At 76.7% G+C, this 13,027-nt stretch carries 11 protein-coding genes and 1 pseudogene; 7 read left to right on the top strand and 5 right to left on the bottom strand.

Going from position 1 to position 13,027, the window contains the following annotated elements; genetic code table 11:
• Positions 1 to 3: 3 nt before the first annotated feature.
• The 3 genes from folK to folP form a co-directional block, all read right to left on the bottom strand.
• Entirely contained in the window at positions 4 to 525 is a 522-nt protein-coding gene (gene folK, locus IEY94_RS14510; RefSeq protein WP_189170709.1) for a 2-amino-4-hydroxy-6-hydroxymethyldihydropteridine diphosphokinase, read from the bottom strand.
• Complete coding sequence (folB, locus tag IEY94_RS14505; RefSeq protein WP_268244847.1) at positions 522 to 899, bottom strand: dihydroneopterin aldolase; 378 nt, start codon at positions 897 to 899, stop codon at positions 522 to 524. Before folB ends, folK begins: the two co-directional genes overlap by 4 nt.
• 183 nt (positions 900 to 1,082) lie before the next feature.
• The gene (folP, locus tag IEY94_RS14500) at positions 1,083 to 1,892 is read right to left on the bottom strand and encodes a dihydropteroate synthase (RefSeq protein ID WP_189170966.1); all 810 of its coding nucleotides are present in this window, start codon (positions 1,890 to 1,892) and stop codon (positions 1,083 to 1,085) included.
• 382 nt (positions 1,893 to 2,274) lie between these two features.
• Between folP and IEY94_RS14495 the strand changes: the two genes are divergently transcribed.
• Complete coding sequence (locus tag IEY94_RS14495; protein WP_189170707.1) at positions 2,275 to 2,583, top strand: hypothetical protein; 309 nt, start codon at positions 2,275 to 2,277, stop codon at positions 2,581 to 2,583.
• A gap of 6 nt (positions 2,584 to 2,589) precedes the next feature.
• A complete protein-coding gene (locus IEY94_RS14490; RefSeq protein ID WP_189170706.1) occupies positions 2,590 to 2,952 on the top strand; it encodes a hypothetical protein in 363 nt (120 codons plus the stop codon).
• A gap of 1,202 nt (positions 2,953 to 4,154) precedes the next feature.
• Here IEY94_RS14490 and IEY94_RS24495 read toward each other — a convergent pair.
• Positions 4,155 to 4,499 carry a hypothetical protein gene (locus IEY94_RS24495; RefSeq protein WP_444544020.1) on the bottom strand — a complete coding sequence of 115 codons (345 nt, stop codon included), beginning with the start codon at positions 4,497 to 4,499 and terminating at the stop codon, positions 4,155 to 4,157.
• Positions 4,500 to 4,647: 148 nt separating this feature from the next.
• Here IEY94_RS24495 and IEY94_RS14485 point away from each other — a divergent pair.
• From IEY94_RS14485 to IEY94_RS14465, 5 genes and pseudogenes are all read left to right on the top strand, one after another.
• Positions 4,648 to 7,505: pseudogene (locus tag IEY94_RS14485) on the top strand (ATP-binding protein); the annotation flags it as partial.
• 2 nt (positions 7,506 to 7,507) lie between these two features.
• The gene (locus IEY94_RS14480) at positions 7,508 to 9,385 is read left to right on the top strand and encodes an MFS transporter (protein WP_189170705.1); all 1,878 of its coding nucleotides are present in this window, start codon (positions 7,508 to 7,510) and stop codon (positions 9,383 to 9,385) included.
• A 4-nt stretch (positions 9,386 to 9,389) separates the two neighbouring features.
• Positions 9,390 to 9,923 carry a hypothetical protein gene (locus IEY94_RS14475; RefSeq protein WP_189170704.1) on the top strand — a complete coding sequence of 178 codons (534 nt, stop codon included), beginning with the start codon at positions 9,390 to 9,392 and terminating at the stop codon, positions 9,921 to 9,923.
• A 70-nt stretch (positions 9,924 to 9,993) separates the two neighbouring features.
• Positions 9,994 to 11,106: a M23 family metallopeptidase gene (locus IEY94_RS14470; RefSeq protein ID WP_189170703.1), complete on the top strand. Its 1,113-nt coding sequence runs from the start codon at positions 9,994 to 9,996 to the stop codon at positions 11,104 to 11,106.
• Positions 11,107 to 11,110: 4 nt separating this feature from the next.
• Positions 11,111 to 11,698 (top strand): hypothetical protein, encoded by a 588-nt coding sequence (locus IEY94_RS14465; RefSeq protein ID WP_189170702.1) that lies wholly within the window; start codon positions 11,111 to 11,113, stop codon positions 11,696 to 11,698.
• Positions 11,699 to 11,707: 9 nt separating this feature from the next.
• On the opposite strand, the gene IEY94_RS14460 is transcribed toward IEY94_RS14465, so the two are convergent.
• A complete protein-coding gene (locus IEY94_RS14460; protein WP_189170701.1) occupies positions 11,708 to 12,715 on the bottom strand; it encodes a hypothetical protein in 1,008 nt (335 codons plus the stop codon).
• Positions 12,716 to 13,027: the final 312 nt, after the last annotated feature.

Below are 13,027 nucleotides of genomic sequence, written 5' to 3'. Positions count from 1 at the left end.
CGCCTACGAGCCTAGCGGCAGGTCGGGTCGGCCCTTGATGTCCGGTACGTCACCCAGGACGGGCTCGACCTGGAGCAGGTCGGTGAGCCAGCCGCGGCCGGGCAGCTCGCCGTACGGCTGGATGTCGATCCACGGGCGCAGCACGAACGCGCGCAGGTGCGCCCGCGGGTGCGGCAGGGTCAGTTCGGGGTCGTCGCTGTACACCGGGGCGTCGGCGTCGTCCCAGACCGCGACGACGTCGACGTCGAGGCTGCGGGGCGCGTACCGGCGGTCGGGGTCGCGGCGGCGGCCGGCGGCGTCCTCCAGCGCGCGGGCGCGGTCGAGCCAGTACCGCGGCGGCACGTCCGGCGCGACCGCGAGGACGGCGGCGTTGAGGTACGCGGGCTGGTCGGCGTCGCCCCACGGCGGCGTCTCGTACACGCCGGAGGTGAGGACGAGCACGTCGTCGAGGGCGGCGACGGCGTCCCGCAGGTGGCCGATCCGGTCGCCGAGGTTGCTGCCGAGGCCGAGCACGGCGCGACTCACGGCCCCTCCCCCGGGCCGGCGGCGGGCGGTTGTTCGCGGCGGAGGGTGACCGCGACGTCGGCGAAGGTGAGCGGGATCGGCGCGGACGGCTTGTGCACCGTCACCGTCGCGGCCCGCACCCGCGGGTCGGCCAGGCAGGCGTCGACCAGCCGGGCGGCCAGCGTCTCGATCAGGTCCACCGGCGGGCCGGCGACGATCCCGGCCAGGCGGTCGGCCAGGGTGCCGTAGTCGACGGTGTCGGCCAGGGCGTCGCTGCGCCCGGCCGCCGCGAGGTCGACCTCCAGGACGGCGTCCACGACGAAGTCCTGCCCGGCCGCCCGCTCGTGGTCGAACACGCCGTGGTGGCCGCGCACGCGCAGCCCGGTGAGCGTGATCCGGTCCGTGCCGGGCGCCGCCGGCTCCGACGCGGGGGCTGCCGGTTCCGCAACGGGGGCCGCCGATCCAGCCGCGGGGGCCGCTACCGGCCCGGGAGGCGCTGGCACCGGCCCGGGAGGCGCTGGTGCCGGTCCGGGGGCTGCCGGTCCGGGGGCTGATGGTTCCGCCATGCGCACAGCTAATCAGGTGGGTCCGACGACCGGGCGGCCGGTGGCCGCCCAGACGGCGAGCGCGTCGGCGGTCGCCCGGACCGCGTGCACCCGCACCCCCCAGGCCCCGGCCGCGACCGCGAGCACGGACGTGGCCAGCGTCGCGGCCTCCCGGCTGGCCGGCGGGCGCGGGTGGCCGGCGGCGTCCGGCAGGAGGGCGCCGAGGTACGACTTGCGGCTCGCCCCGAACAGCACCGGGAAGCCCAGCCCGACCAGCTCGCCCAGCCGCGCCGCCAGGGCCCAGTTGTGCTCCGGGCGCTTGGCGAAGCCCAGGCCGGGGTCGAGGATCAGCCGGTCGGGCGCGACCCCGGCGGCCAGCGCGGCGTCGACCCGGCCGGTCAGCTCGCGGCGGACGTCGGCGACCACGTCGTCGTACCGGGCCAGCGCGGCCATGTCGCGCGCGTGCGCGCGCCAGTGCATGAGGACCCAGGGGCAGCCGGCGGCGGCGACGACCGCGCCCATCGCCGGGTCGGCGAGGCCGCCGGAGACGTCGTTGACCAGCGCGGCGCCGGCGGCCAGCGCCGCCTCGGCGACCCGGGCCCGGGTGGTGTCCACGCTGACCGGTACGCCGGCCGCGACCAGGGCGCGGATCACCGGCAGCACCCGGCGGCTCTCGGTGTCGGCGTCGACCCGGGCGGCGCCGGGCCGGGTGGACTCGCCGCCGACGTCCACGTAGTCCGCCCCGTCGGCGCGCAGCGCGACGCCGTGCGCGACGGCCGCGTCGAGCGAGTCGTACCGGCCGCCGTCGGAGAACGAGTCGGGGGTGACGTTGAGCACCCCCATGACGACGGGACCGGGCGGGAGCGTGTTCACCGGCCCGACGGTACGCCGGGCGGGCCGCGGCGGCTGCCGCGCCCCGCGTGCCCGTGATCACGTCGAGGGTCGGCGTGTCGGCGGCGTGTCCCGCTGGGCCGCCCATGATCGACCGGATCGCCCGCGGTGCCCGATTCGGGCATCCCCGGGGCGTTCGCGCAGGTGGGGAGCGTCTCAACCGCATCACGAGGCCCAGTGAGAACACTCTTCTTAGGTTGTTCTGAAGGGGGGCGACCCGTACGCTCTGCAAATGCGGGGCATCAAGTGCCTGGGCCTGCGGAAATAGGTTGAAAGTCCGACAAACCGGCACAGACTCGCTCACCCCCGGTGGCGAGGTGACGAACGGAGTGTTATGAGCGCCAGCGATCTCGTGCACGCGGCGTGGTCCGTCGGCGACCCGCGCGAGGCACTGCTCGCGCTCCACGCCGCCGCCCCGCCGAAGGGCGTCAACACCGAGGGCGTCGTCAGCTTCTTCGCCAGCAAGATCGCGCCGATCCTGCTCGCCATCCTCGGCATCATCTTCATCGGCCGGGCCAGCCGCGGCGAGATCAGCAAGGTGCTGACCAGCTCGGCCATCGCGATCGTGGGGCTCGGGTTCATCGCCGGCGCCGCGACGATGTTCTTCGTCGGCGAGTACCTCATCGGCCTGATGTTCAAGTAGGTCGGCATGCGGCTGCGTACCGACGACGACATCTACCGGGCCCGCCTCGTCTACCTGGGTCCCCCCGGCTACACGCTGCCGGTGCACCTGCCGTACGCGCAGTACGGCCTGTTCATCATCCTGGTGCCCGCGTACATGTTCGTCTCCTGGCTGTTCACCCAGGAGGTCGAGATCTTCCCTGCCTGGCCCATCGCCCTGGCGATGGTGACCACCTCGTTCGTCTTCCGCCACGTCGACCCCGACCGCCCGGCCCGCGCGGTGATCCGCACGGCGCTGACCGACTGGCGACGCACCCGCGAACCCGCGGTGGAGCAGCGTGACCCCCGGTTGGTGGCGAACCGGATACGAGTGCGGCAGGAGCTGACGTGACGGATTCCACGCCCGACCATCGCGGTACCGACGACGACCGGATCATCGAGGGCGACCTCGTGACGAGCCCGGGGCACGGCGCGGTGGCGGTGTTCCGCGCGGTCGGCAGCCCGCCGCGCCCGCCGCTCGCGCCCCGGCCGGACGCCGGCGCACCGTCCGAGCTGGACATCGAGTCGCCGTTCCTCGATTTGTTCGCCGAGGAGCCGGCGCGCGCGCCGCAGCGGCCGGAGCCGCATGCCGGCGCGCCGGCCGCGACCCGCCGCGCCGCCGACCGGCGGGCGCTCGGCGCCCGCGGCACCGCCGAGCGACCCGGCGCCGGACCGGGCGACGGAGCGGACGCGGAGTCGCGGCCGGGCCGACGGGCCGGCGAGCGGGCGCGGCCGGCCGACGAGTCCGGGCGGGCACGGCCCGGCGACGACGCCGGGCGGGTGGGCGGCGACCGGCGCGAGCGACCCGGCCGGGACAATCCCGGTCGCGGGGCCGCGTCGCGGCGCGCGGGCAGCGACCGGGACAGCGCCGACGGCCGGGCCGGCTCGGGCGGCCCCGGTGGCGCCGCCGGCCTCGGTGGCGCCGGTGGCCCCGGCGCGCGGGACGCCGCCCGCAACTCCGCGGTGCGGGCCGGCAGCGGCCGGGCGGCCGGGGGGCGGCGGCCGGTGCCGCGCGAGAGCGCCTGGACCGGGCTGGTCGACCCACCCGGCACCCGACCGAACGGCATCGAGCCGGCCAGCGCCCGGCAAGCCGCCGGCGACCCGACCGGGGCAGAGCCACTCCCCCGGGACCGAGCGACGCGGGACCGAGCGACGCGGGACGGGGCAGCGAGAGAGTCCGTGACGCCGGACCAGCCGGCGCGCGAGCCCGCGACGCCGGACCAGTCGGCACGGGAGTCGGCGGCTCGGGGTCGGGCGGTGCGGGATCCGGTCGTCCGTGGGCGGGCGGCCGGGGAGCGAGCGGCCCGGGAGCACGGTCGCGACGGTGCGGCCGAGCTGCCCGGACGCGACCCGCGCGACGGACGCCGGGTGCCCGGCGACGACCGGCGCGCGGACAGCGGTGCGGCCGGTGCGATCGGTGTCGGCGGCCCGCCGCGGGCCGGCGCCCGGACGACGGCCGCCGAGGCGGTCGGCCGGATCCGCACCGTGCGCGACCGCGGCCCGCGCGGCCGCGGCGTGATCGACGCCGACGTCGTCGAGGCCGACATGGTCGGGTCAGACGTGGTCGAGGCCGAGGTGATCAAGGCCGATGTGGTCGGGTCCGCGCCGCTGCCCGGGCGGGCCGGCCCGCCGGCCGGCCGGCCGCACGACGCCGACGTCTTCGACGGGGACGCCCTCGACGCCGACGTCCTCCACCCCGGGGTGCTCGACCACCCCGGGGTGCTCGACGCCGACGTGCTGGACGTCCGCCCGCTCGACCCGGCCGCGGCCGACGTCGACGTACTGGATGTCGACGTGCTCGACGCCGGCCCGCCGACGCGCGAGCCGACGGCGGCCGCCCCCACAGCCCCGCCGGCCGGCCGCGGCACACCGCCCGGGCGCGGCACGCCGACCGGGCACGGCGAATCGACCGTCGAGCAGGGCAGGTCCGCGGTCGGACGGGGTGGGGCCGCGGTCGACCGCGCACGGCCGGCGCTGACCGAGGAGGCGCCGGGCGTGTACGCGATCGCCCCCGCCCCGGCGGGCCCGGTCGACAACCCCCGCCGTCCCACCGGGCCGCCGGCCGACGGCACCGGCATCGGCATCGGCATCGGCACCGGAATCGAGCGGCCGGGCCGCCGACCGGCCCAGCGCCCGGCCGACGCCTGGTACCGCGAGGACCCCGCCGACCCGCGCGACCGCACCGCCGCGCCGGCCGAGCGCCGCCCCGAGCGCAAGCCCGGCAACCGCCCGCCGGGCGAGCGCCAGCCGGGCGAGCGCCAGCCGCGGGAGCGGACGTCGACCGTCCGCCGGTCGTCCCGCGGCGGGGGCGAACTCGTCGTCCGCCGGCCGTCCCCGCGCAAGCCGCGGTTCCGCGACCGCGACCCGGCCGTGGACCTGGCGATCACCGAGATCGCCGGGCACCTGACCTTCACGCCGCACACGGTCACCGCCTGGTACTGGCTGCCCGAGGCGCGGTGGGCGTTCCGCCCGGACGCCGAGCGGGAGGCGCTGCTGTCGGCGATCTCCGAGCAGTACGCCGGCCTCGCCGGGTTCCGGCTGCACCTGCGCCGCACGACCCGGCCGTTCCCGGCCGACGAGTGGGCGCGCACCGTGGACGCGCACACCCCGGCGCCGCTGGCCGCCGTACCGGGGGCGACCTCCTGGCCGGACCACCTGGTGGCGGCGCAGCGGCACCTGCTGTCGGTGAACCACGCCGAGGGGCAGACGTACCTGGGCGTGACGTTCCACCGGCGGTCGCTGGGCGACTCGCTGGGCGAGCGGCTGCTGCGGGCGTTCGGCCGCGGCGTCGCCGACACCGAGCGCAAGCGGATGAGCCGGACGGTCGAGCAGTTCGACGAGGTGCTGGGCGCGTTCGGCATGCGCGGGCGGCGGGCGAGCGCGCACGAGCTGGAGTGGCTGCTGTACCGGTCGGTGGCGCTGTGCATGGCGCCGCCGGGCGCGCTGTCGCCGGGCGCCGGCGGGCGCTGGGACACCGCCGACCTGCTGGGGCTGACCGAGCAGATCGAGCGGTACCGCACGCCGTACGGCAGCACGGTCAAGCTGGTGAACCGGATGACCGGCGAGGAGCGGCACGTCGCCGTGCTCACGGTCGGGCGGATGGAGCCGCTGGAGATCCCCGAGCGGCACGAGCCGTGGCTGCACTTCCACGAGCGGCTGCCGTGGCCGATGGAGCTGTCCAGCCGGATCGACATCCTCGGGCCGAACGATTCGTTCAAGAACCTCGAGCACCGGCTGCGGATGATCCGGTCGCAGCAGCAGGACTACGCCGAGCACGGCATCGACGCCCCGCCCGAGCTGGAGCGGCTGGCCAAGCGCGCCCTGCACATCGGCGACGACATGACCACCGGCCTGCCGGTGGAGTCGGCCCGGGCGCACGGCTGGCACCGGGTGGCGGTCGGCGGGCGGTCCCGGGAGGAGTGCCTGGAGCGGGCCCGGCGGCTGATGCAGTTGTACTCGCGGGAGCTGCGGCTGTCGTTGCAGCACCCGAAGCAGCAGGACTGGCTGGCCCGCGAGTTCATCCCGGGCGAGCCGGTGGCGAACACCGGGTACCTGCGCCGGATGCCGGTGAAGCTGCTGGCGGCGGCGCTGCCGCAGGCGGCGAGCACGGTCGGCGACCGGCGCGGCGACCTGATCGGCCGCACGGCCGGCACCTGCCGGCGGCCGGTGTTCCTGGACCTGCACTTCCCGATGGAGGTGCGGGAGCGGTCCGGCCTGGCGGTGTTCGTGGCCGAGCCGGGCGGCGGCAAGTCGACGCTGCTCGGCGCGCTGGGCTACCTGGCGGCGCGGCGCGGCGTGCAGGTCACGCTGCTGGACCCGTCCGGCCCGCTGGCCCGGCTGTGCGCGATGCCGGAGCTGCGGCCGTACAGCCGGGTGCTGAACCTGACCGGGTCCGAGCAGGGGACGCTGGCGCCGTACTCGCTGATCCCGACGCCGACCCGGACGGAGTTCGCGACGGGCGCGTCGGGCGACCGGGAGTTCGAGATCGCGGTGTCGAACGCCCGGGCCGAGCGGCGGATGCTGGTGCAGGACATCTGCATGATGCTGGTCCCGCCGCAGGTGGCCCGGGAGGCGTCGACGGCGACGCTGCTGCGGCACGCGGTCCGGCAGGTCCCGGCCGAGGAGACGTCCACCCTGGACGACGTCATCACCTGCCTGCGCGGCCAGGACGAGGCGGCCCGGGAGCTGGCCGACCTGCTGCTGGACACCGCCGAGATGCCGCTGGCGCTGCTGTTCTTCGGCCGGCAGCCGGAGGGGCTGCTGGGCGCGGACGCGGCGCTGACCGTGATCACCATGGCCGGGCTCCGGCTGCCGGACCTCAAGATCGAACGGGAGTACTGGTCGGCCGAGGAGGCGCTGGCGCTGCCGATGCTGCACACCGCGCACCGGCTGGCGGTCCGCCGCTGCTACGGCGGCACGATGAGTCAGCGCAAGCTGGTCGGGCTGGACGAGGCGCACTTCATGGAGGGGTGGCGCTCGGGGCGCTCGTTCCTCGTCCGGCTGGCCCGCGACTCCCGCAAGTGGAACCTGGCCGCGCTGGTCGCCTCGCAGAACCCGCGCGACATCCTGGGCCTGGATGTGCAGAACCTGGTGTCGACCGTGTTCGTCGGCCGGATCGCCGAGGACAGCGAGATCGCCTCGGAGGCGCTGCGCCTGCTGCGGGTGCCGGTCGGCGACGGGTACGAGGCGACGCTGGCCTCGCTGTCCCAGGTCGACACCGCGTCCTCGGCCCGGCTGGGCTTCCGCGAGTTCGTCATGCGCGACACCGACGGACGGGTACAGAAGGTGCGGGTCGACGTCTCGTACGTCGAGGGCCTGCTCCAGCACCTCGACACCACCCCGGCCGCGAAGGCCGGGCCCGGCCTGGTGCCGGACGTGGCGACCGGCGATGACGAGGAGGGCTGACATTGTCGAGGCGAGTCGGGTCCGGGTCCCCGCGGCGGGGCGTCGCCGCGCTCCTCGCGGTCCTCGTGGCGGCGCTGACCTGTCTCGCCCCGGCGAGCCCGGCGGCGGCGCGCGGCCGGGCGGCGGCGGCGGCCGCGCGGGTCGACCTGTGCTCGCCGGCGCAGTGGCAGAACGACTTCCGCGGCTGCGCGGCCAGGCTCAAGGACCTGCCGGACCAGGCGTGTGAGAAGGCGCCCGTCCCGGACAGCCCCGGCTCCGGCATCTCGGGCTGGTTCGGGTCGCGGCCGGCGTCGGCGGAGCGGGGCGGGCCGCAGGGCATGTACAGCCAGTACGCGTACGCCGGCTACGACTTCCCGAACACCAGCTCCGGCTGTATCCCCGAGCTGCTCGACATGCAGATGGAAACCAAGATCGCGAACATCGAGTTCATGGGCGCCACCATGATCATCGGTGCGTCGAACGCGCTGCGCGAGCGCGCGTGGGACCCGCGCAGCATGTGGAACTGGGCCGACCCGATGGTCGCCGGCGCCACCCGGGCGATCTACGAGAAGGTGTTCAGCGTCTTCGGGCTGCTCACGCTCTGCGTGGTCGGGCTGTACCTGATCTGGCGGTCCCGGCAGTCCGACATGAGCAGCGCGCTGACCACCGCCGGCTGGGCGCTGCTGGTCATGACCGCGGTGACCGCGATCGCGGCGTGGCCGGTCCGGTCGGCGAACCTGGCCGACGCCACCCTGATCGGCTCGCTCGGCGTGGTGCACGAGGCGGTCGGGCCGCGGCCGGTCGCCCTGCCGAAGTGCGACGACGCCGACCCGGAGTCGTGCAAGGACCACCGGCCCCCGGCGATCCGGGCGTCGGACACGGTCACCGAGTCGATGCTGTACAAGAACTGGCTGCGCGGGCTGCTCGGCTCCGCGGAGAGCACCACGGCCCGCAAGTACGGCCTGGCGCTGTACGACGCGAAGGCGCTGAGCTGGGACGAGGCCGCGAAGATCCGGGCCAACCCGAGCACCCGGGAGACCACGATCGCGGCGAAGAACGCGCAGTGGCGCAAGGTCGTCGGGCAGATCAAGACCGAGGACCCGGAGGCGTACCAGTACCTGACCGGGGCCAAGGGCATGGACCGGATCGGCGCCGGGTTCATCGCGCTGCTGGCGGCGCTGCTGTTCGCGATGTTCGACCTGACCGCGTCGCTGCTGGTGCTGCTCGGCTTCCTGCTGTTCCGCTGGGCGGTGATCGCGGCGCCGCTGCTCGGCACCATCGGCCTGCTCCGCCCGGCCGGCGCGGGCGTGCGCCGGCTGGCCAACGCGGTCGTGGCGGCGGTGTTCAACATCGCCATCTTCGGCACCGGCGCGGCGATCTACCTGTTCGCCGTCGACATGATCATGGGTACGGCGACGCTGCCCGGCTGGCTCCAGGTCGCCCTGGTCTGGCTGTGCGGCGTGGTCGGCTGGCTGCTGCTGCGGCCGTACCGGCGGATCACCGAGCTGGGCGGGAAGAACCCCAGCCGGGTGGTGGCCGGCGCCGGGAGCTGGCACCGCCGGCTGTTCACCGACGGCGGGCCGAACCGGCTCACGGTCAACCAGGTGTCCGTCGCGCAGACGACCGTCCGGCCGGAAGCCCGGATCGACTCGCCCGGCGTCGCCCCGACCAGCGACGGCGCGGTCGAGGGCGGCCCGCCGCCGCGGACCGAGCCGGTGCGCAGCACGAGCGACGGTGGCCGCCCGGAGACCGGCACCCGGCCGCGCCCGGCCCGGACCACGCCGGGCTGGTCCGAACCGGGCGTGCCCGACGAGCCGGCCACGGTGACGGTCTTCCGGCCGGGCGCGGGCGAGGTCGAGGTGCCGGCGAGCACGCCGCGGCAGCGGGCCGAGGCGAGGTGACGGGATGCGCGTGACCGGCCGGCTGCTCGTCGGTTTCCTGCGCTCCCGGTACGGCGTCGCGCTCGCCCTCGCGGTGGTCGTCGTCGGCATCCTCGCGACCACGTCGCTGCTCGCGCCGCCCCGGCAGGACGCGAGCACCGGCCCGCCGGTCGACCCGATCCCGACCGTGCACCCGACGGTCGGCGACGACGGCGAGAAGGCGCCGCCGGCGCCGCGGCTCGCCGCGCTGCCCGGCGCCAGCCCGCCGGAGCGGGTCGCCCGCACGTTCGCGGCGACCTGGCTGACCGGGCCGCGCGAACCGGCCGGCTGGCGGGACCGGCTGCGGCCGATGATGACGGCCGGGCTGGCGGAGAAGTTCGCCGACGCCGACCCGGCCAGCGTCCCCGCCACTGCGCTCGGCGGCGCGGCGACGGTGACGGCGCTGAACGAGTACCTGGCCGAGGCGGCCGTCCCGACCCGGCGGGGCCAGCTCAAGCTGCGGCTGCTCGCCGACGGCGGCCGGTGGCTGGTCGACGCGGTGGACTGGGAACCGACATGACCCCGCGACCCCCGACCCGCGGTGCGGCGCGGGCCGGGCGGGTGCGGCGAAGAACCGGCGGGAGGGCGGCGTGAATCGACCCCCGATCCGCCGCGGCGCCCTCGCCCTCGCCCTGACCGGCGCGCTCGCGCTGCTCTGCTGCGGGGGCGGCGCGGCCGCGGTGATCATTACCAACTTCGGCGGGGCCCGCGAGTCCAGCGCGGCGCAGGCGCTCGCCAACTGCGGGCAGGGCGGGCTGCTGCCGCTGACCGGCAAGCTGCCCCCGGTACGGGGGCTGAGCACCGACCAGCTCACCAACTCGGCCGTCATCATCCGGGTCGGCCGGCAGATGCGGGTACCGCCGCGGGGGTGGGTCGTCGGCGTGGCCACCGCGATGCAGGAGTCGCGGCTGACCAACCTCGGGCACCTCGGCGCGAGCAACGACCACGACTCGATCGGGCTGTTCCAGCAGCGGCCCAGCATGGGCTGGGGGACGCCGCGGCAGCTCCGCGACCCGGCGTACACGGCGCGGAAGTTCTTCGAGCGGCTGGTCCGGGTGTCCGGCTGGGAGAAGCTGGCGCTGACCGTCGCCGCGCAGCGGGTGCAGCGCAGCGCGTACCCCGACGCGTACGCCAAGCACGAGCCGCTCGCCACCGACGTGGTCAACGCGCTCGCCGACGGCGCCGCCCGGGCGGCGGCCACCGCGACGGGGGCGCTGGCCTGCGCCGGCAGCGGCGAGATCGCCGCCTCCGGCTGGGCGCCGACCGTACCGGCGGGGGTGGTGTCCGGGTTCCGGACCGCGGAGCGGCCCAGCCACCACGGCATCGACCTCGGCGCCCGCCGGTACACCACCATCCGGGCGGCCGCCGGGGGCGTGGTCACCCACCTGGAGTGCGACAACGACTCCCGGCCGTCGTACTGGTGCGACCGGGACGGGTCGCCGAGCACGCCCGGCTGCGGCTGGTACCTGGAGATCACCCACGCCGACAAGGTGATCACCCGCTACTGTCACCTGGTGCGCCGGCCGACCGTCCAGGTCGGGCAGTCGGTGCCGGCGGGGTACCCGGTGGGGCAGGTGGGGACGAGCGGCAACTCGTCCGGACCGCACCTGCACTTCGAGGTACACCTGAACGGCGACCGCAGCAGCGGCGGCGCGGTCGACCCGGTCGACTTCCTCCGACAGCGCGGCATCACCCTGAGGTAAGACGATGAGCGAGCAGTGGTCCGACCCGTTCGCCGACCCGGCGGGCTGGGGGGCCGAGCCGCCGCCGGCCGTCGTGGCCCGCCCGGCCGCCGGCCAGCGGGCGCTGCGCGGGCGGCGGGTGCTGACCGGGCTGCCCGGTCACGGCTGGCGCGGCGACCTGCGCGCCGACGACCCGGTGGTGCAGGGCAGCCGGACGCTGGTCCCGGTACTGCCGGAGGCCGAGTGGTACCGCGCCGAGGCCGAGCGGGTCGAGGTGTTCGCGCCGCTGGTCCCGGTCGACCGGGTGTGGGTGGAAACCGTCGCCGACGCCGCCGCCGCGGTACCGGTGTCGAAGCTCGTGTCGCTCGACCACCCGGCGCCCCGCCCGCCCGTGCCGGTGCTGGACGCCGGGTCGGTGACCGGCCGGCGGCTGGCCTGGCGGGACGGCGACCGGGTGGCCCGCGACCTGCGCGCGGTGTCGGAGCTGCACGAGGGCGCCGACGGCGAGGTGTGCGTCCGGGTGGCGGCGGAGCTGGAGTGGTACCGGTGGGCGTGGAGCGGCAAGCCGCCGCGCACCCGCGCCCTGCCGGTCGCGACCCTCTGGCTGGAGTAGGGCGGGCGGTCAGACCTTGACGGCCGTGCAGACGCGCCAGCCGCCGTCGCGGAGCAGGCCGAACCGCCACGTGTCCACCCGCCGGCTGCGGACCTGGCTGTCGAAGATGCCCATCACCGAGACGTCCGTCTCGACCGTCACCCGGTCCGGGCCGTCGGTCGTGGTGGCCAGCGCGCCCCAACTGATCTGGACGCGGCTGTCCGGGAACTCCTTCTCCCGGTCCAGCGCCTCGTCGCGCAGGTCCTCGACGGCGGCGAGCGGCCCGGCGTTCGGGCAGGCCAGGGTGCGGGAGTCGACGATGCTGCGGTCGACGAGCAGGGCGCGCAGGTAGTTGTCGACGGTCGCGTCGGGGGTGTCGGTGCGCGGGGTGGTGGCCCGGGCGTAGAGCAGGGCGCCGAGGCCGAGGCCGCCGGCGAGCAGCAGGATGACGATGCCGGCGCCGACGCCGAGCAGCAGCCGCTGCCGCCGCGCCCGCTCCGCGGCCACGTCCGCGCCGCCCGGGCCCGCCGCGCCGCCCGGACCGACCCGACCGCCCGAACCGACCCGGCCGGGCGAACCCGCCGAGCCGGCCGGATCGACCGGGTCCACCGGGCCGGCCGAACCCGCCGAACCACCCGGACCCGCGGAGCCCATCCCACCGGCCGCACCCGCCCGCTCGGCCGGACCCGCCGGACCCGCCGCACCGGCCGCGTCGACCGGGGCTCCTGCGGCCCCGCCGAAGCCCGGCGCGCCCCGACCGGCCCCGCCGAACAAGTCGCGGGCCGTGGCGGGCCTGTCGGGCGCGGCCGGCTCGTTCGGCGGCGGGACCGGCTGGGCCGGAACCGCGCCGGGGTGCGCCGCCGTCGCCGTGGCCGGCGGGCCGCCGGCGCCCGGCCGGGCCGCACCCGCGCGTCCGCGCTGCTCGCCGCCCGCCCGCCCGCGCCCGTCCGCCGCCGCGTCCCCCCGCCGCTGCGGGCCGGGGTCGCGCACCGGCTCGGGTACGTCCGGCGTCGGGTCGGCGCCACCATGGGTATCCACCCTGCCGAGCCTACTGGCCCCGCCGCCACGCCCGGCCGCGTCGCGGTACGCCCGATCGGGGGCCGCCGCCGCCCTCCCCATCGGACCCCGCCCCGGCGGGCCGGCCGCCGCGGACCGGGGTGCCGGCCGCCCGGCAACGCGATTGTTCACAGTTTTCGCCGTCCGGGTACCGTCGCGAATCCCGCCGATCCCGCTCCGCACACCGGGCGAGACGTACGCAAATGCGCGGCGCCGCCGCTTGCCCGTTCACCGCCCGGAACGCGCGATCGCCGGCCGCGCCGGACGGGGTGACGTAGGGTGTCGCCAACTCAC

The sequence above is a fragment of the Pilimelia anulata genome (assembly GCF_014647895.1).
Lineage (GTDB): Bacteria > Actinomycetota > Actinomycetes > Mycobacteriales > Micromonosporaceae > Pilimelia > Pilimelia anulata.
Note: the sequence above shows the minus strand (reverse complement) of the source record. Positions and strands in the feature narration are given on the sequence as shown.